General features: G+C 63.0%; 19 protein-coding genes. 7 read left to right on the top strand and 12 right to left on the bottom strand.

Going from position 1 to position 18,835, the window contains the following annotated elements:
- Positions 1-47: 47 nt before the first annotated feature.
- Positions 48-1,055, bottom strand: a complete 1,008-nt coding sequence (locus KF757_07905) for an MBL fold metallo-hydrolase (GenBank protein ID MBX3322898.1) — start codon at positions 1,053-1,055, stop codon at positions 48-50.
- Between the two features lie 183 nt (positions 1,056-1,238).
- On the opposite strand from KF757_07905, the gene efp reads away from it, so the two are divergent.
- Genes efp through KF757_07890 form a run of 3 tightly spaced genes read left to right on the top strand, consistent with a single transcriptional unit; the run spans position 1,239 to position 3,971 of the window.
- The gene (gene efp, locus KF757_07900; GenBank protein ID MBX3322897.1) at positions 1,239-1,805 is read left to right on the top strand and encodes an elongation factor P; all 567 of its coding nucleotides are present in this window, start codon (positions 1,239-1,241) and stop codon (positions 1,803-1,805) included.
- A 17-nt stretch (positions 1,806-1,822) separates the two neighbouring features.
- Complete coding sequence (locus KF757_07895) at positions 1,823-3,412, top strand: hypothetical protein (GenBank protein ID MBX3322896.1); 1,590 nt, start codon at positions 1,823-1,825, stop codon at positions 3,410-3,412.
- A 34-nt stretch (positions 3,413-3,446) separates the two neighbouring features.
- Positions 3,447-3,971: a shikimate kinase gene (locus KF757_07890; protein MBX3322895.1), complete on the top strand. Its 525-nt coding sequence runs from the start codon at positions 3,447-3,449 to the stop codon at positions 3,969-3,971.
- Between the two features lie 11 nt (positions 3,972-3,982).
- Here KF757_07890 and KF757_07885 read toward each other — a convergent pair whose 3' ends face one another.
- Entirely contained in the window at positions 3,983-4,495 is a 513-nt protein-coding gene (locus KF757_07885; protein MBX3322894.1) for a hypothetical protein, read from the bottom strand.
- Between KF757_07885 and KF757_07880 the strand changes: the two genes are divergently transcribed.
- Both KF757_07880 and KF757_07875 read left to right on the top strand, forming a co-directional pair.
- Complete coding sequence (locus KF757_07880) at positions 4,494-5,078, top strand: hypothetical protein (GenBank protein MBX3322893.1); 585 nt, start codon at positions 4,494-4,496, stop codon at positions 5,076-5,078. The two genes, KF757_07885 and KF757_07880, sit on opposite strands and share 2 nt — an antisense overlap.
- Before the next feature lie 90 nt (positions 5,079-5,168).
- Positions 5,169-6,341 carry a cobalamin-dependent protein gene (locus KF757_07875; GenBank protein MBX3322892.1) on the top strand — a complete coding sequence of 391 codons (1,173 nt, stop codon included), beginning with the start codon at positions 5,169-5,171 and terminating at the stop codon, positions 6,339-6,341.
- 21 nt (positions 6,342-6,362) lie between these two features.
- On the opposite strand, the gene KF757_07870 is transcribed toward KF757_07875, so the two are convergent.
- Positions 6,363-7,418, bottom strand: a complete 1,056-nt coding sequence (locus KF757_07870) for a zinc ribbon domain-containing protein (GenBank protein MBX3322891.1) — start codon at positions 7,416-7,418, stop codon at positions 6,363-6,365.
- Positions 7,419-7,515: 97 nt separating this feature from the next.
- Between KF757_07870 and KF757_07865 the strand changes: the two genes are divergently transcribed.
- Positions 7,516-9,099 carry an MATE family efflux transporter gene (locus KF757_07865; protein ID MBX3322890.1) on the top strand — a complete coding sequence of 528 codons (1,584 nt, stop codon included), beginning with the start codon at positions 7,516-7,518 and terminating at the stop codon, positions 9,097-9,099.
- A 337-nt stretch (positions 9,100-9,436) separates the two neighbouring features.
- Here KF757_07865 and KF757_07860 read toward each other — a convergent pair whose 3' ends face one another.
- From KF757_07860 to KF757_07830, 7 genes are all read right to left on the bottom strand, one after another.
- On the bottom strand, positions 9,437-9,994 hold the full coding sequence (locus KF757_07860; protein MBX3322889.1) for a GNAT family N-acetyltransferase: 558 nt from the start codon (positions 9,992-9,994) through the stop codon (positions 9,437-9,439).
- Positions 9,995-11,437 (bottom strand): argininosuccinate lyase, encoded by a 1,443-nt coding sequence (argH, locus tag KF757_07855; protein ID MBX3322888.1) that lies wholly within the window; start codon positions 11,435-11,437, stop codon positions 9,995-9,997.
- A gap of 33 nt (positions 11,438-11,470) precedes the next feature.
- On the bottom strand, positions 11,471-12,748 hold the full coding sequence (locus tag KF757_07850) for an argininosuccinate synthase (protein MBX3322887.1): 1,278 nt from the start codon (positions 12,746-12,748) through the stop codon (positions 11,471-11,473).
- Positions 12,749-12,784: 36 nt separating this feature from the next.
- Positions 12,785-13,801: an ornithine carbamoyltransferase gene (gene argF, locus KF757_07845; protein ID MBX3322886.1), complete on the bottom strand. Its 1,017-nt coding sequence runs from the start codon at positions 13,799-13,801 to the stop codon at positions 12,785-12,787.
- A gap of 144 nt (positions 13,802-13,945) precedes the next feature.
- The gene (gene argB / locus KF757_07840; protein ID MBX3322885.1) at positions 13,946-14,749 is read right to left on the bottom strand and encodes an acetylglutamate kinase; all 804 of its coding nucleotides are present in this window, start codon (positions 14,747-14,749) and stop codon (positions 13,946-13,948) included.
- Positions 14,746-15,771 carry an N-acetyl-gamma-glutamyl-phosphate reductase gene (gene argC / locus KF757_07835; GenBank protein ID MBX3322884.1) on the bottom strand — a complete coding sequence of 342 codons (1,026 nt, stop codon included), beginning with the start codon at positions 15,769-15,771 and terminating at the stop codon, positions 14,746-14,748. The genes argB and argC overlap by 4 nt, the downstream gene beginning before the upstream one ends.
- Positions 15,768-16,250 carry a hypothetical protein gene (locus KF757_07830; GenBank protein MBX3322883.1) on the bottom strand — a complete coding sequence of 161 codons (483 nt, stop codon included), beginning with the start codon at positions 16,248-16,250 and terminating at the stop codon, positions 15,768-15,770. The genes argC and KF757_07830 overlap by 4 nt, the downstream gene beginning before the upstream one ends.
- Before the next feature lie 104 nt (positions 16,251-16,354).
- On the opposite strand from KF757_07830, the gene KF757_07825 reads away from it, so the two are divergent.
- On the top strand, positions 16,355-17,524 hold the full coding sequence (locus tag KF757_07825) for a hypothetical protein (protein MBX3322882.1): 1,170 nt from the start codon (positions 16,355-16,357) through the stop codon (positions 17,522-17,524).
- Here KF757_07825 and KF757_07820 read toward each other — a convergent pair.
- Both KF757_07820 and KF757_07815 read right to left on the bottom strand, forming a co-directional pair.
- Positions 17,519-18,514: an FAD-binding oxidoreductase gene (locus KF757_07820; protein ID MBX3322881.1), complete on the bottom strand. Its 996-nt coding sequence runs from the start codon at positions 18,512-18,514 to the stop codon at positions 17,519-17,521. The two genes, KF757_07825 and KF757_07820, sit on opposite strands and share 6 nt — an antisense overlap.
- A 29-nt stretch (positions 18,515-18,543) precedes the next feature.
- Entirely contained in the window at positions 18,544-18,819 is a 276-nt protein-coding gene (locus tag KF757_07815) for a DUF1294 domain-containing protein (GenBank protein ID MBX3322880.1), read from the bottom strand.
- Between the last annotated feature and the right edge of the window lie 16 nt (positions 18,820-18,835).

Genomic DNA, 18,835 nt, shown 5'->3' with positions numbered 1-18,835 from the left:
TCACGACAATGGACTCTCGTTCGGTGCGCACGACGAATTGACCATAATCACAAGCTCAGTTCATCAAACGCGGCTCCAATGGCTCGCGGGCGAATCTGCTCGAACTCGAGCCCGTTCATGAACGGCCAACTCTTGGCCATGACTTCATCTCGGCTCGCGCCGCGATCGATCTCCTCTGAAACATGCTCGATCAGCTGCTCCAGATACTCCCGCTGACGCACCACGCCAGCAAGGTCGGTCATCGCGCCGTGCCCAGGCACAACCATAGTGCGAGCGTCGCAGAACTCTGCAACCTGCAAAAGCGCAGCGATCCATCCTCGAATGCTCACGCCGCCCGATTGGTCGCAAAACGGATGAAGGCCATTGAAGACAAGGTCGCCTGTGTGCACGATGTTCAACTCAGGAACCGAGACCACCACATCGTTGTCGGTATGCCCCGGGCCGAAGTGACGCAGTTCGACGCGCAACGATCCAACCTTCATCACCGATGGATAACGATCGAGCGTTCGTGTGGCGGTAAATGCTGCTGCGTTTCTCTCGGCCATCCGCGCACGCAATTCGCCAATCTGGGCAGCCCCCTTTTCAATCGCATCGCCTGTGCCAAGCGCTCGAAGAGTCTGCTCCGCGTTCTCAGCCTGCTGCACATACGCCTGCATCTGCTTGGCCACTCTGTGCGAGGCAGCTGCGTGCGACACAATCACCGCTTCGGAGAATCCCACATTGCCGCCGGTGTGGTCGCCGTGATGGTGCGTGTTGACCAGCATCGAAATCATGCACCCCGCTCGCGCCTCGGCTTCGGCCCGAAGGACCGGTGATGTGCCCACAAATTTGGAATCGACCAGCAGTGCCTCGCCCTCCGATGCAAGCACCAGGCAGTTCCCACCTGAACTCATGCCGCCAGTCGACCAGGCCCGCCCCTCGACAAGCGTGTTCCATGCAAAGTGGTTCGTCGAATCAGCAATACTGCCCCATGCACGTGCCGATGCCAGAGGCAAAGCCAGCCCCGCTGCTCCGAGTACACCAAGGAATGTCCGGCGATCGATCGTTCCATCCATGTTCGATTCCTCCTTCAATAGGCCACAAGCAGTCGAATAGAGGATACTCCGTCAACCTCCCGCGTCCTCGATCCATACTGAACAGCATCCTACTGACCGAGCGTGCTCACAAGCTGCGAACAGGCGACGTGGTCGGCATACGATCTGTCTACTGGACCGCACTCTTTTGGAGATTGAACAGGAATGAAGGCAAATGATCTTCGCCCCGGAATGGCTGTCAGCGTCGACGGACGCCTGTTGGTCGTCGTGAAGACCGACCACGTCAAGCCCGGCAAGGGCCCGGCGTATATTCAGGCCAAGATGCGCGACGTCGCAGGCGCGGGCATCATCGAAAAGCGATTCGGATCCGCCGACAACGTCGAGGGCGTCATCCTTGACCGCCGGGAGATGGAGTATCTCTTCAGCGACAACGATGGTGCCACATTCATGGACACCGAATCCTTCGACCAGCTTACGATTCCCGAGAGCATCCTCGGCGACTCGTTGCTGTTCATGGTGCCAAACTCCACTGCCATGGTGCTCTGTCGTGATGGCGTGCCGATCACGATGGAACTGCCCGCATCAGTTGAAGTCACTGTTGTGGATACGCCCCCCGGCATCAAGGGCGCGACCGTCACGAACCAACTCAAGGAAGCAACCTGCGACACGGGTCTCAAGACTCGCGTTCCGCCATTCATTGAACCAGGCGAACGGATCAAGGTTTCGACCGAAGATGGCTCGTACATCTCGCGTGTGAAGTCGGACGACTAAAACTGGCGGAGGAATCCATGGCATTTCGAGCGCGCTCCATGATTGCCGCATCGGTTGCGCTGGCATTGCTCGGGGTTGCTGTGATTGCGTATGTGCTGTTTGCACCGCGTGGCACCGGTCCTCTCGGGCTCGGTCGAGGGGCAGAACTGCGCGACTACCTCGGTCGACAGATCACCGGCATCATCAATGGCTATCTCGTCCCGACGCTCAGTTTTCAGACCGTTGACTATCGCTATCCAGGCACCGTGACGCTCTCGAATGTGCGACTGACCAGTCCCGACTCGATCGATGTGTTCGAGGTTGACTCCCTTGTCATAACGCTGGCCGAAGTTCCGAGTGTCGGCAAGCCCATTCGCATCGCCGAAGTCGAGGTGAAAGGCGGAGCGGTTCGCTTGATGCGCGACTCTGAATCGGGCGGCTTCAAAGGCCTCTCGCCCCTGGTCAGGCCCGCTGCGGGCGATGGGGCACGTCAGGTCGAGCCGAGCCAGCAACTGAGCGAAGTGCTCGTACTCGAAATGATCCGATTGAGCGGGATCACGCTGATTTATGACGACGGATCCGGTTCTCCGATGCGCATCGAAGGCTTCGAAGCCGATCTCGACATCACTCCTGCGCGTGAGCAGCCCGGCTGGTACACCCTTGCGCTCAATGTCGGCAGATTGCCCGGGCTCGAACTCGAACTCAACGGTGCGTTCAACATCAACGACTATGTCGTCGAACTTCAATCGAGTACTGGTCAGATCCAGCTCGATGCCCAGACTGCAAAGTCCCTCCCGCCGCAAATTCAGAGCGTCATCACTCAGTTCGACGCGACAGGGCGCGTTGATATTTCAACCCAGGGTTCGATTCCGCTGCTCGATCCGCTCAACGCACAGCTCGACGGCACGCTCAACCTTCGTGACTTCAACGTAGCCTCCGGCGACTACCGTCTCCCGATCGACTCGTTCACGAGTTCATTCAACATGCAGAGCGGACGACTCAACTTGCCCGACGGCGTCATGACCCTGCTCCGTGGCTCCGGGCAGATCCGGTTGGACACCGTGCTTGTGGGCGAACCGAGGACGGCACACATGACATGGAGCCTCACCGATCTCCAACTGCAAGAGGCTTTGCGTATCGCAACGCCCAGCGGCGAGCCCCCCAAACTCGCAGGCTTGCTTCACGGTTCAGGTGTTGTACGGACGGCGATCGATGATCCCCTTGCTTCTCTGGCAGGAGAAGGCTCCGTGCATGTACGTGATGGACGATTGCTTGTGCTCCCCGGCTTGCTCCAGTTGATCTCGCAGATCGGCAATCTCAAACTTTCCGATGACCAGAAACTCACACACCGCGCCGATGCTGAGTTCACACTACGCCCGGAAGGTATCAATATCACTCAATCCGAAGTTATCACCGAGTTGATCGCTGCGCGAGCACAAGGCCTCATTGCCTTCGATGGATCTCTCGACATGACGGTCAATGCCGGACCGCTGGCTCGGCTTCAGAGCGCACTGGGGCGCGTCGGCAATATCTTCGGCCAGATTACAGATCGCCTGCTCACATACCGCCTTCGCGGCACAGTCGATGCGCCGACCGTCAGCGTTGCTCCGCTTGGGATCGGAGGCTAGGGGTCGCGCGCGTTTCGCTCACAGGTGCACCGCCATGAACAACATCCTGCTCATCGGACTCCGTGGCTCGGGCAAGACCACCATCGGCCGCGAACTCGCTGCGTTGCTTCGCAAGCCCTTCATCGATCTCGACGAACACACCGCTCGGCACCTCGGCGCGCCGAGTGTCGCCGAGGCGTGGAAGGAGCACGGCGAATCCGGATTTCGCAATGCCGAGGCTCAGGTTCTTCGGCGTGTGCTTGCGATACCAGGACAGGTCATCGCGCTTGGCGGCGGTACACCGACAGCGCCCGGGGCGTTCCATCTTATCGAGACTGCCCAGAAACATGACAAGATCCTCGTCATCTATCTCCGTGCGTCGGCCAAAACGCTTCGAGAGCGACTCGCTCAAGCCGACAATACCAACCGACCGAGTCTCACCGGTGACGACGTGATTGCAGAGGTCGATCGCGTGCTTGCGGCTCGCGATTCGAAGTATCGCGAACTGGCCGACGAAGTTGTGGATGTTGATGGCCTCACGCAGCGAACGGTCCTGCGCAATGTGAAGGATCGACTCTGAGTCGAGCACCCTTATTGCACCAGTCGCGCAAGCATGAACGCGCCGACTGCGCCAAGCATCAGGCACAGCCCGATGCGCGTCATCCACACGCTTCGAGAATCCGCACGACCGGCATGCACCGGACGCACCAGCGACAGACGCTCAGCCGTCGTGACTCCCAGCGCCTTGCGACCACACCGCACGCTGTCCTGCACGATGGCGATAATCAGGCTCGCGTCGAACGGCCGAAGCCCGAACAGATCCGCAAGACGCAGCAGGTGATCGCGTTTGGCCGGCGTCAAGACCCCCGCGCGTCCGCCTTCCAGACTTGCCGCAACCCGCACCGCAAAGACCCATCGCGGATCGGTCGGGGCGAGGGAAACCCCGGCGTTGTCTGGAGGCAACACTGTTGCGGTTTCGCAACGCTCCTCGCCGACAATTCGCAACGTCACCTGCCCGGAAACGTGTCCACAAGCCATGAACAATGATGATGCACACATCGTGCCGATGAACAATGGCGATAACTCGAACAGGAATCTCTGCATGAGCACCCGCTCGCCTTCGAACATGACGGACCTGCCTCTGCTCGAAGTCCCTCTCTCGCCTGACGAAATCGTCACTGCGCTCGATCGCGCCGCGCGAAAGGGACGGCTGGCCGGGTTCACCGCAGAGCGTTCGGACAGCCTCTTTGCCGTCGACGCCTGGGGCACGCCTTTCGATGCCGATCTGCTCGCTGCCGCGACCGAAGCGGGCGGCCGCACCACGCTCAGTTTTCGCACACGCTGGCGCCGAAAGATGCCCGCGATTTTCGCGGTGACGCTCATTCTGACGGTCTGGCCGGGAGTCGAACTCACCGACTCCCTGCTCAAACTCTGGTTCGACTGGTACTTTGCCTTCTCGCAGAGGGAAATCTTTCAGATCGGCGGGTTCGATGCCTTCACGTATCTCTGGTACCTGCCGCTCACGGCTGTGCCTCTGCCGTGGGTCTGGCGATCGCTGATGCGCAAGAGCCGTGCATCGATCCATGCTTCGGCGCTCGAGATGATCGGCAAGATCGCGACCGAACTCGGTGTATCTCCGTCCGCGCCGCTCGCCACGAGCCCCGTCCCGGCTTCGTCTGAGTCCTGAGTTCATGCGGAACCTGCGGGCCGGAGACCGGCGTCTGAGCGGGTGGTGCTCTACCATCCAGTTCTTGCGCAAGACTATTCTCCGAGGATCATGATGCCGCATTCACGCACCGTCGCCACCAGCCAGTTCGAGAAGCTCGACCGCTGCGCCGATCTCCCGCACCGCCCGCGCGTGCTGCTGGGCAAGATGGGTCTGGACGGTCACGATCGCGGCGTGAAGGTCATCGCTCGTGCGCTGCGCGATTCTGGTGTTCACGTCATCTACTCGGGGCTGTGGCAAACCCCGCAATCGCTGGCCATCAGCGCCCGCGATGAAGATTGCGATGTGATCGCTGCGAGCATGATGTCCAACTCGCATCTCTCGCTCGGCCCGCGTCTGGTCGAATCGCTCCGCGCCGTCGGCAGACCCGACATCCCCGTTTATATGGGCGGCATCCTCCCGCAGGAAGACATCCCGACGCTCCACGCGGCTGGCGTCGCCAAGTGTTTCACCACCGGCACGGGCCTGCTCGACATCGTCGAAGCGGTGCGCTCAGCCGTTCGCCCGCGCGTGGCCGAACTTTCCGGCGAAGGCAAGTCCGCGCACCCGACGGCCCAACTCGCCCGCCGCATCAGCCTCGCGCATGACAGCAAACCCAGCGGCGACGCCCCGCGCAAGCGCCCGCAGCGCGTCATCGGCGTGACGGGTTCGCCCGGCGCGGGCAAGTCCACGCTCGTGGCCCAACTCGTCGGCGAGTACACCCGCCGCGCCGAGTCCGACCCCTCGCTCGGCCGCTGTGCCGTTGTCGCCTTCGACCCAAAGAGCCCGATCACGCACGGCGCGCTCCTCGGCGATCGTCTCCGTGTTGACTTCAACAACCTCGGCGAGCGCGTGTTCTATCGCAGCCTTGCGATCAGCGGCGAAGATTATCGCGCGCTCAACGACATCATCGATCTCATCGGCGCTCAGGGCAGCGGCACCGACGCCTACCAGACGCTCTTTGTCGAGACTGTCGGCGCAGGTCAGAACGAGGTCCGCGTCCGCGAGCATGTTGATCGCACAGCCGTCGTCCTGACGCCCGGCATGGGCGACGCGGTGCAGATGGACAAGGCCGGCATTCTTGAAATCGCCGACATCTTCGTCTGCAACAAGGCCGACCATCCGGGCGAGAACGAACTGATACGCGATCTGCGCGACATCGCGGGCGCGCGACCGATCTGCGAGACGATTGCTACGCATGGCAAAGGTGTGCCCGAGCTGCTCGATCAACTGCTGGCAGACTGAGTACGGCTGCTGCGCAAGGAACTAGTCCGATTCTGTCGCGCCCACCTTGTATGCCGTCGCAATCGCCAGCAGCACGAAAATGATGTCGAACATCCCCCACGACGACATGAATCCGATTTCTGCGAGTGTGTCCCTGTTCTCCTCGATCCAGGTCCTCATCTCGCTGTGGCGGTTCTGAACGTACGTTTCGCGATCCGACGCCGTCATGGCGTCGAAACGGGTGTTGGCGCGGTCAATAACATAGCGAGGATAATCACGCGGCCAGACCGCTTCATAGTGTTCAATGCCCGGCCGTTCCCAGGTGACTGGATGTCCCTGGTTTTTCATCTCATAAATGATCTCGTCAGCCAACATCTCGCGGATGTCCGAGTCAGTCCACTCTATTTCCGCCTGCTGTTCCAGACCCGAATCGAGGACGATGTACCAGGTCATGTATTTGCCGCTGCAGATTGCAAGAAACGCGATGACCACCGCAACTAGCCCGGACATGACATTGCCGTTGCCGCGTGCCCCCAGCGCGACCCCCAGTCCGACGAGTCCGCCGACGCCCCATGCGATCCACCCGATTTCGAGGCCGGTGGTGGCTGCGATGATGGCCCAGATCGCCGCGCCCACGATGCCGCCGATCGAGCCCCCGAGGATCCAGAAGATCGGTGCTGCCACCACCATTCCTGCTGCGGCCGCGGCCGATCCTGCCGCGCCGATGGCCGCGACTTTCGACGAATCCGATCTGGCCTTCGTCTTGATGACCTTGCCCGTGGCCGAATTGAATCCACACCGCATGCACACCGCCGCCCCGGTCGGGAGCATTGTCCCGCAGTTTGGGCATCCGCTCACGGCACCAGGCTGACCCATCTCCTCGGCGGGGAAGGAGATGTTGTCATCCATCCCCTCAAACATATCGAATCCGTCGTTGGCCTCGGCGTCTTGGGCCGCCTGCGGCGCAGCGGCCCCAGCCCCGCCCCCTGCGTTGGATTCGGCGCACTCCCTGCAGGCATATCGTCCCTGCGGATCCTTCACCCGTGGGCGATTCGAGCAATCGACGCCGCAGAAAATGCAGACCTTGCCTTCAGCCATCGTTGACTCCTGATCTTCGCTGACCCTTTGGGGCACAGTGTACAGAATCGCAAGGGTCCTGGGGCAGACAATTCCCTAGTTTTGTACCGAGACCCCGATGCCCCCAGACGACCACGAAAAACGCAAAGCCCCCATCCGCCCTCCGATAGACCCCGCCGGCGTTGACCCGTCCGAAGAGGGCGGCGTCGGGGCGCTGCGGGTGCGCGAGCGTCGATCCACACTCTCGCCCGATGGCCGTCTGACATCGGGCCGTCTGGCCGGGTTGACGATGGGCGGCGCGATCTGGGCGCTGTCGTGGCCGATCATGGTCGAGTCGTTTCTCAACTCGCTCGTGGGCCTGACCGACACGATGCTGGCTGCCAATCTGGGCGAGGCCGAGACCACCGCCATCGGCGCGGCGAGCTACATCATGTGGTTCATCGGGCTGATCATCATGGCGATCGGCGTGGGCGCGACCGCGCTGGTCAGCCGCGCGATCGGGCGCGGGCGCAGCGGCGTGGCCAACGCCGTGCTGGGTCAGACGATTCTGCTCTCGTGGATCTCGGGCATCCTCACGGGCGTGTTCATCGCGATCGCCGCCCGGCCGGTGGCGGGGCTCTTGAGTCTGACGCCCGAGGCCCAGACGGCCTTTGACCAGTACATTCTCATCATTGCCTGTGGCGTGCCGGCTGCGAGCATGCTCTTTACGCTCATCGCCTGTGCGCGCGGTGCGGGCGATTCGGTCGGGCCGCTGCATGCGATGATCTTTCGCAACGTGGTCAACATTGCTGTCAGCTGGCTGCTCAGCGGCGTGAGCATCTATGGCCTCAAGAGTCCGCTGGGTCTGGACATGGGCGTGGTGGGTATCGCGCTGGGCACAGTGGCCGGCGACATCGCCGGCTCGGTCATGGTGCTGGGCATGGCGCTGCGCGGGCAGTGGGGGATCAGGCTCCGCCGGCGCTGGCTGCGGCCGCACTGGCACACGATGCGACGGCTGGTGCGCCTGGGCCTGCCCAACTTTCTCGAAACCTGCGGCATGTGGATCGGCAACTTCCTGGTCATCATTCTCGTCGGCTCGCTGGCGATCGCGCAGGGCGGCGGGGCCGAGTTGCTGGGCATCCACATCGTCGCGATCCGCATCGAGGCGTTCAGTTTTCTGCCTGGCTTTGCGATGGGGGCCGCGGCCGCGACGCTCGCCGGGCAGTATCTCGGCGCGGGCAGCGCGGCGATGGCGCGGGCGGCGGTCTGGCGCTGCACGCTGATCGCGCTGGCGATCATGACGGCGTTCGGCTTTGCGTTCGTGCTGATTCCCGGTCCGATCGTCGCGCTCATCTCGACCCAGCCGCTGCATCTGGCCGAAGTTCCGATCCTGCTGCAGATCTGCGGTGCGGTGCAGATCCCGTTCGCGCTGGCGATCGTGCTGCGCTCGGCCATGCGCGGGGCGGGCGATGTCAACGTCACGATGTGGATCACCTGGCTGATGACATACTTCGTGCGTCTGCCCGCGGCGTTCATCCTCTGCGGGGCCGATCTGATGTTCACGCTGCCTTCGGGCGAAGCGGTGGTGCTGGTGCCCAACCCCAGCCCGCTCGAACTGGGCCTGCCTGGGGTGTGGCTGGGCTTGTGCGGCGAACTGGTGATCCGCTCGATCGCGTTCACCTGGCGCTTTCTGCAAGGCGGCTGGACGCGGATCCAGGTGTAGGCCGGGTAGAGACCAGGTTTAGACCAGGCGTGAGCGGATGCAAACCAGACGCCGGGTGTCACGGCTCGGTGCCATGGCCATGGCTTTGCATGGCCATGACGGACATCGCTGCGGCCGCGGCGGGGTCACGGCCATGTCAAGGCCGGGGGTCCGAGCCTCGGCTTTGGGCAGCGTTGCGGAGTGTGCCGTGGGTGGCCAGCGCCTTCGATCGTGGCCATGCAAAGCCATGACCACGGCACCGGGCGGTGTTGTCCCTGGCGCTCGAACATCGCGTCCGATACCTCAGCCATGCCCGCGGACCTTCAATCGCACACTCTGCGACAGACCTGCCTCGCGCTCACGGCTCGCAGCAGGCAGCGCCCGAAGGAGCGGCCGCTCGCACCTCGACTGTCGGCACCAGCACACGCCGCATGATCGACTTGCCCTCGAACGTGCGGCCGCTCTGCGCCGCAATGAGAGCCGCGTACTCACCGGGCACCGCGTCGTGCTCGATCGCCTCGAAGCCGAAGCGCGTAAAGAAATCCGGGATCTTGGTCAGCAGCACCAGCGTGTCGATACCGCGCAGGTGCGCCTTGGCAAACAGCGCTTCCATGACCGCCCGCCCCGCGCCCACCTTGCCCACCGCTGCATCGACCGCGATCGAGCGGATCTCGCCGATGCCGCCGCCGACCGTCTCGAGCGCGCCGCAACCAACCACGCGTTCGTCGTGAATCGCCACGACGAAATCGTCGATCGCTGTGACAATTTGTCGCAAGTCACGCCGGATCGTCAGCCCGTGGTCGGCCCAGTAGCCGATCAGCCGCGAAACACTCGCCGCATGAATCGGTGCCGCGTGGACAGCAAAGGCCAGTTCGGCCGCGTGCGCCTGCGTCCCTGCATCATTCGCCATGATCATTCACTTGCTCCGATGGCCGAGCGTCCCTGGACTCTGGCCGTTGATGTTAGGCTTTACCAACTCCCTCGCCGCAGCAAGGGCCTCCCGGACCCGATCCAGATTCGTCCCACCTGCCGCCGCCCGCCGCCCCAGACTTCCTTCGAGCGAAAGCCACGACGCCGCATCAGGCCCGATCTGCAAACTCACCGCCTGCATGTCGGCCAGCGGCAACTCATCAAGCTCCAGCCCGCGCTCAAGGCTCAGCCGCACAATCCGCCCCACCAGATCATGCGCAGTGCGAAACGGCACGCCCTTGCTCACGAGGTAGTCGGCCAGCTCCGTCGCCAGCGTTCCGCCCTTGCGCGCCGCAGTGCGGCAGCGCTCGCTGTCCACCTTCAACCCCGCGAGCACACGCGCCGCAATCTTCAGGCACAACGACAACTCATCCATCGCGCCAAACAGCAGCGGCTTGTCTTCCTGCAGATCCTTGTTGTACGCCAGCGGCAGCCCCTTGAGCGTCATCAGCAGCGCCGCGTGCCGCGCCGCGATCGGCCCGCACTTGCCGCGCAGCAGTTCGAGTGCGTCGGGGTTCTTCTTCTGAGGCATGAGCGACGAACCGCTCGTTACCCCGTCATCAGGCTCGACCAACGCGAACTCCTGGCTGGCATACACGATCAGATCTTCAGCCAGCCGCGAGAGATGCACGCTCGTCGTCGCCGCCGCCGCCAGCGCATCGAGCACGAAGTCGCGATCGCTCACCGCGTCGAGACTGTTGCGGCTGATGCCCGCAAAGCCCAGTTCCGCCGCGATCTGTGCGCGATCGATGGGGTACGTCGTACCCGCCAGCGCCCCGCACCCGAGCGGCGAGACCGACGCCCGCGACGCCGCCTCGCCCAGCCGCGCGATGTCGCGCTCGAACATCTCGAAATACGCCAGGCACCAGTGCGCAAACGACACCGGCTGAGCCCGCTGAAGATGCGTGTAGCCGGGCAGGATGACATCCACCGTGCGCTCGCCAAGGCTCACAAGCGCTTCCTGCACGCAGCGCACTTCCGCCTCGCGCTCGGCCAGCGCTTCAAGCGCCCACAGCCGAAGATCCGTCGCGACCTGATCGTTGCGGCTGCGGCCGGTGTGAAGTTTGCGCCCGATGTCGCCGATGCGAGCCGTCAGTTGCTGCTCGACCCACGAATGCACATCCTCCGCGCCCGACTCGATCGGCGGCGCAGGCATCTCGGCGGCCTCGGCCGAGAGCCGCTCAAGCTCGCTCACCAGCGTCGTCGCCTCATCCTCAGTCAGCACGCCAGCCCGCGCCAGCGCCCGCGCCCACGCGATCGAACCGCGGATGTCCTGCTGCACCAGCCGCCAATCGACGGGCAGCGAGTCGTTGATCGCGCGGAACAGCGCATCGGCCGCTCCTTCGAAACGCCCGCCCCACATGCCCGCATTCTGATTCGTCTGATTCAACGCGATTGATCCCCGGTTCGTTGTGATCGCAGCTCAGGCGTGTGCCGGAGCGTGCGGCTGCTTCTGCCCGCCGCATGATCCGGCGCCGCACCCGCACGTCTTGCCCTTGTTGAACCCCTTGAGCGCCGCGATGCGCTCGGGCAGCGTGAGCAGGCGGATAAATCCCTCGGCGTGCTTCTGGTCGTACACCTCGTCTTCACCGAAGGTCGCAAAGTCCTCGGCGTACAGACTGAACGGGCTTCGCCGCTGCACCGTCGTGGCCGATCCCTTGAAGAGCCGCACCACAACCTCGCCGGTCGTGCGCTGGGCGATCTTCTCGCAGCAGGTCGAGATGGCCTCGCGGACCGTCGTGAACCACCGCCCGTCGTACACAAGCTTGGCGAACTTGAGCCCGAGTTCCTGGCGGAAATGCAACGCCTCGCGGTCGAGCGTCAACTCTTCAAGCCCGCGCAGCGCCTCGAAGATCACGGTGCCGCCGGGTGTTTCGTACAGCCCGCGCGACTTCATGCCCACGCAACGGTTCTCGACCAGATCCACACGCCCCACACCGTGCTTCGCAGCAATGGTGTTGAGCGCCGCCACCAGATCATGACCCGCGAGCCTCTTCCCGTTGAGCGACACCGGCCGACCCTTCTCGAATCCAAGCAGCACGTCTTCATGAGCATGTGGCGCATCGGCGGGCGACGCGGTGAGCATCCAGGCATCCTCGGGAGGCGCATTCCACGGGTCCTCGATCGCCCCGCCCTCGTGACTGATGTGCCACAGGTTCCGGTCGCGGCTGTAAATCTTGGTCAAGCTCGACGAACACGCAATGTTCCGCTCGGCCAGATACGCCAGCAACTGCTCGCGGCTGCGCAAGGTCCACTCTCGCCACGGTGCGACGACGCCCAGATCGGGCGCCAACGCCGCAAACGTCGCCTCGAAGCGCACCTGATCGTTGCCCTTGCCCGTGCACCCGTGCGACACCGCATCGGCACCCACCGCGCGGGCACATTCAACCTGCGCCTTGGCGATCACCGGCCGGGCCATCGACGTGCCCAGCAGATACCGCCGCTCATACACCGCACCCGAAATCAGCGTCGGAAACACATAGTCCTCGATGAACTCCTTGCGCAGGTCCGCAACGTAACACGCGCTCGCGCCGCTCGCCTTGGCCTTGGCCTCGACGCCCTCAAGTTCATCGGCGCCCTGCCCGACGTCGGCCACGAACGCAATTACCTCGCAACCGACGTTCTCGACCAGCCACGGCACGATCGCCGAGGTGTCAAGCCCGCCAGAATACGCCAGCACAACTTTCTTCGGCCTTGCCATCTTGCTCTCCACTCTCTGCACGCTGCCCGCGTGCCGTCAGCCGTTCACATCGCCCAGCAGCATCATCATCAGCGCGTTCTGCACGTGCATCCGATTCTCTGCCTGGTCATACACCACCGAATAGTCCGCATCGATCACCGCGTCGACCACTTCCTCGCCGCGATGCGCCGGCAGGCAGTGCATGAACAACGCCCCGCCCTCGATTCCTGCGCTCGCACGCTCCATCACGTCCTCGTCCACCTGAAAGTTCTCGAAACTGTCCTTCCGCAACGGCGTCTGATGCGACTGCCCCATCGACACCCACGCGTCGGTATACACCGCGTGATGCCCCTTGACATTGTCGAGGTTATTCGTGATCGCGATCTGTGCTCCCGTCTTCTCTGCGATCTTGAGCGCCTGGCGAACCACCGCAAACTGAGGCTCGAAACCCTTGGGCGAAACCACCGTCATATCCACCCCCAGCAGGGCCGAACACAGCAGCAGCGAGTGGCACACATTATTGCCATCACCCACATACGCCAGACGCTTACCCTCGAGCGTGCCCAGCCGCTCCTGAATCGTAAACAGGTCGGCCAGTGCCTGACACGGATGCTCAAGATCGCTCAGCGCATTGACCACCGGAATCCGAGCGTGCTCAGCCATTTCTTCGAGCACCTTGTGCGAGAACACCCGCGCCACGATCGCGTCGGCCCAGCGCTCCAGATTCTTGGCGTAGTCCTTGACCGACTCGCGCTCTCCGAGCTTCTGCTTCGAGTGATCGAGGTACATCACATGCGCTCCGAGCCTGGTCAGCCCGATCTCGAAGGTCACATGCGTCCGCAGCGAGGGCTTTTCGAAGAGCATCACGATGCTCTTGCCCGCCAGCACACCCTTGTACGCCGCAGGCTCTGCCTTCCAGGCCGAAGTCGTCTCGAACAGCGTGTGCACCAGTCCTGTCGTTAACTGCCCGATCGAGAGCAGATCCGTCACGCCAGTCCGGATTGTCCAGTTCAGCGAGCCGCCGAGCGGGGCAGCAGCAGGCTTGAGTTCAGTCTTGATGGATGCAGTCGTCATGGTCAGTATCGCTCCAGTCCGCTCGTGCTTCATGCTGCGAGCGGCAAAATGGGACAGAATAAGATCAGTTCGAAAAAGTGGATGGTGAGTTTCACATCACTCGCGCGTCAGTGGTGGGGCCAACCGGGTTACGGGCCCGGTCGGCTAAACTCGCACTCGCGAAGGCTCAATGCGCGTGCCGACGTTCGCCTCTCCCGCGATCAGCGCCCCGACCGCATCGACACTTCCGATCAACACCGGCCGACCAAGATGTCTGGCCGCGTCGGCTGCCGAGCGAATCTTGGCAATCATGCCGCCGCGCGCCGTGCCACGCTCGATCAGCGACAACGCCTCATCAACATCCAGCGATGCGATCAGCACGCCGTGTTCATCGAGCACGCCCGGCACATCCGTCAGCATGACCAGCGATTCGGCCCCAGCCGCCTCCGCTGCTCCCATCGCCGCCTCATCGGCATTGACATTGAGCAGTGCGCCGCCAGCCTCGCACCCGATCGACGCCACCACCGGCAGCCGCCCATCCGCAAGCAGTGACCGCAGCAACGAGCCCGAGCCGCCCGTCACACGCCCGACAAGCCCGAGATCCGCCGAGTACCGGTTCTCGCGCACCGTCTCGACCACGCCATCGTCAGCCAGCGTCACACCAACCGCCGGCGCGCCGTGCGTGCGCAGTTGCGACACCATCCGCGTGTTCACCACGCCCGCCAGCACGCCGACCACAACGTCAATCTGCTCCGCCGGCGTGATGCGCAGCCCCTCATGCTTGCGCGTCGTCATGCCCATCGCCGCGATCTGCTCATCGACCGCGCGCCCGCCACCATGCACAACTATGACGCCCTTGCCGGTCGGCCTTGCCGCATGGGCCGAGGCAATCGCGCTCCACAGCCCCGGCATCGACGCAATCTCGTCGAGCACCGACCCGCCCACCTTCACCACGATCGGGCCGCTCACGAAACCACCTCCCGCCCGCGGAAAGTGCCGATCAATCCAGCCGTTTCCTCAAACCCCAGCATCAGGTTCATGCACTGCACAGCCTGCCCCGAAGCGCCCTTGAGCAAGTTGTCGATTGCGCTGAACACAATCCCGCGTTGCCTCTTCGTGTCCGCTGCGCACGCAATGTCGATGAAGTTGGTCCGTTCCACCGCGCCCACGCTCGGCCACTCTCCGTCAGGCAGCAACCGCACGAACGGCGACTCACCATACGCATTGCTCAGCGACGCCCGCATGACATCCACCGTCACACCCCGATGCAGTTTCGCATGCGTCGTGCACAGAATCCCGCGTGACCAGGGACCAAGATGCGGCGTGAACACCACCGATGCACCGCATGCCATTTCCATCTCAGGCTCATGCCGATGCGACAGAACCTTGTAAGGCTTCGCGCTCACTTCACAAAACTGACTTCCGAGCGTCGGCGTCCGCCCCGCGCCGCTCACCCCGCTGATGCCATTGACCAGAGCGGGCTCGCTGATATCGATGAGTTCGTCGCGCACCAGCGGCGCAAGAGGCACACACGCCGCGGTCGGATAGCACCCGGCGCACGCCACCAGCCTCGCCCGCGCCCAGTCCGCGCGTACCACTTCAGGCATGCCAAACACGCGATCCGCCAGCAGTTCGCGATTCGGAATCTTGAGCGCATACACGCGCTCTGTTGCCGCCGCATCGCTCAGCCGCCACGCACCCGAAAGATCAACCACACGCGACCCAGCCTCGACCAGCACAGGCGCCAGATCCGCGCTCACTTCGTGAGGCGTAGCCAGAAAGACAAGCTCCGCGTCCGGGAGTTCTCGGCTCGATTGCACCGTCAAATCCACCAGCCCCCGAAGTTCAGGTGCCCGCTCCACCAGAGCCTTGCCCGCCCAGGCGTCCGTCGCATGCACCGACACCAACTCGACGCGCGGGTGCGCAGCCAGCAAACGGGCCAGTTCAATGCCCGTGTATCCACCAACGCCGATGATCGCCACCCGCGTCACGCTTTGCTCCCCGGCCTGCCGATGTCCGCAACATCGCACACGCTCTTGGCAAGCCGCGCAGCCTGACGAGGCGAAGTCAACGCAATGAAAATCGTGTCATCGCCCGCGATCACGCCGATCACGCCTTCCTGCGGGTGACGGTCCAGTTCAACCGCGACCACCTGCGCCTGCCCGACTCCGGTCCGGAGCACTACCAGGTTGCCCGCAGGTTTGGCCGAGATCACATACGTCTCGAGCGCGAGGCGAAACGTACGACCCTCAAGCGTCGTTCCCGGGATTGCGTTCTTGTCACTTGCAAACAACCTGTAGCCCGTCGGCCCCTTCACCGCGCCAAGTTCACGCAGATCGCGCGAGACCGTCGCCTGTGTGGCCGATATCCCGTGCGACTTGAGCATGTCGCATAACTCCGCCTGACTGGCAAAGTTGCCCTGTTGCAGCACCGAAGCGATCAATTGTCGTCTGCGAACTCCTTTGCCCATACCACAATACTATCGTCTATGTGTATCTTTATTCAAGAGATGCATACAAAAATATTGCCCCCCAGCCACTCTGACTCCCCCAGGACTCACAATAGTCTTCCACCATGCCCACACTCGGCGATTGGCAGCACTTGCTCACCCCGCCCGGGCTGCACCTCCTCACCCTTTGTCACGGGCTTGATCTTGGGACGCCGGCATCCATCGAACGCCTCCGACAACATGCCTCCCCGGAACAGGTTGCAGCAGCCATCGAACTTACCCGCGCTCGCTCCGAAGGCCTGGCCAAGTTCGGGCCTGCCATCCACACGATGGTCTGCGACCGCGAGGGGGTTCAAATGGCATCCTCTCCCGCCATAGCGGATCACAAAGCTCAGCGTTTCAAGCACTTGCTAAATAATACTGACATTCTCGACCTCTGTTCCGGCATCGGTGCCGATTCCATGGCCTTGACCGCCGCCGGCCTCGATCCACTCGCCGTCGATCTCGATCCCGTTCGGGCCTGGATGACACAGCAGAACACTGCCTGCCGCACGCTCATCGGCGACGTTGCCTCCCTTGCCCTTCCTTGCATACCTCTGCATATTGATCCCCAAAGACGTACTTCAGCGTCTCGCTCGCGGATCCCGACCTTGGCCGACCTCACCCCCGAGCCGGGCGTCCTCTGGCGTCTCGTACATGAACACCCCGCATGCTGCGTCAAACTCTTTCCTGGCGTTCCTTTCGAGCACCTTCCACCCGGCGAGATTGAACTCATCAGCGAGCGCCGTCGCCTCCGACAGGCCCTCCTCTGGACCGGTTCCCTCGCCCAGCACACTCGCTCCGCGACGACTTTTCCCACAGCCGACACGATTGCAGGCCAGCCTGGATCCGCGCCCCTCGGTCCAATCAACCAGTTCATTTACAGCATCGACCCCGCAGTCGAACGCGCCGAACTCATCGGGCACCTCGCAGGCACACTCGGCCTTCACACCCCGCATCCGGCCAGTGGGTTGCTGACCGGGTCAGCGCTGATCGCCTCCCCCTTTCTCACAGCCTTCGAAGTCATCGAATTTATGCCCTGGTCGCTCGCCCGCGTGCGCGCAGCACTCGCATCGCGCGGCGCCGGCATCGTCGAAATCAAGACCCGAGGACACGTCGTCGATCCCGACACCATCCAGCACAAACTCCGAGGCAACGGCAACCTCGCTCTGACTGTCTTCATCTTGCGATTCGACCACCAACTCACTGCCATCATCACACATCGCGTCGTCGCTGCGCCACACCCCGACTCATGATTCTTCAAGCCCGAAGAACCGCCGATGGTGCGTCACGATCTCGCGGGCCAGATCAGCATCCGGCTCCAGCGACCACACATCAGGCCTGAAGCACCCGCCCAGCAGTAAGGCATCCTCGCGCGGGAACATGTACTTGTACCCGTCGTGCACGATGTATCCCAATGCCTGAGGCTTCAGGTGCACCAATAGCCCATACGCCGGAAACATCGCAGTATCGCCAAACACCTCGCCCGACCCCAGGCCGAGGCAGTTCACCACCACCCGGGCGTTCAAATCGTGCACATCTTTGATGGACGCAATTCTTGCTGTCTCAAGCAACGCTCCGCGTGCGACAATGTCCGCTCGAAGTTCACGCAAAAACCGAGGCGTATGGATGAAATCCGTCGAGAATACCCGACCTTGCCGAGGCGCTCCAGCAAGAGGCAGCAGACCGCACGCCACTGGAGGCTCAAGCACTCCAGGCCTGTAATACTCCGCGTGATGTTCTGCGTACTCAGGCTCATAGACCGGCAAGGTCTCGACGCCGAAGCGAGCGCGATCGATCTCCGCAAGCCTCGCTCTCGAAATTGCCTGCACACGATCAAACCGCTCACGCGCTTCCGGGGTCGATGGCACATCCAGCCCCGTCGGCAACCAGATCGCCCCGGCAATGTTCGAAGTCGTCTGGCTCAACCACTTGTCCGCAACGATCCGCACTCCAAACCCGTGCCGCAACAACTCATCCGCAGCCGTCAATCCGACAACTCCGCCGCCGAGCACGACAACAGTCTCGGGCGGGCTCGAAATGCTCTCGACCAGATCCGCTGCCAGCGACGCGCACCCGAACCCGATCGTGACCCCACACCCGCCCTGTCCGTAGTTGTGCACCACGGTTGTTGAGCCCAGTCGCTCAATTTCGATGCGCAGCCCCCCGCGCCGACACGGCCGAAGGCCAGTCACCACACGCACGATCTGATCCTCGTCAAGATTGGGTACCGGCAACATCGTCATCGCGCTAAGCGTAGTGCGCCCACCCGATCTCAACCCAACTCGACCCATGCCAACGTCAGCAGCAGCAAGGCATGCAGAATCGCGATGCCCAGCAAGATCATCCCGAATGGTTGCTTGCGCGTCTTGTGCCGAAACAGTCTCCGGGCGACTATCGCCCCCGGCACGCCAAACAGCAACGCCGACGACAGCAGCGCGCTCTCAGAAATGCGCCACCGCCCGGTCCTTGCCCGGTGCTTGTCCAGCCCGAACAACGTCAACGAGACAACTGAACCGATCGCATACGCCCCAAAGAGCATCAACCACATTGTGTCAGCCCAGGTG

It is taken from the genome of Phycisphaeraceae bacterium (assembly GCA_019636795.1).
GTDB lineage: Bacteria > Planctomycetota > Phycisphaerae > Phycisphaerales > UBA1924 > JAHBWW01.
The sequence above is the reverse complement of the archived record's forward strand: the minus strand, read 5'-3'. Positions and strand labels throughout refer to the sequence as shown.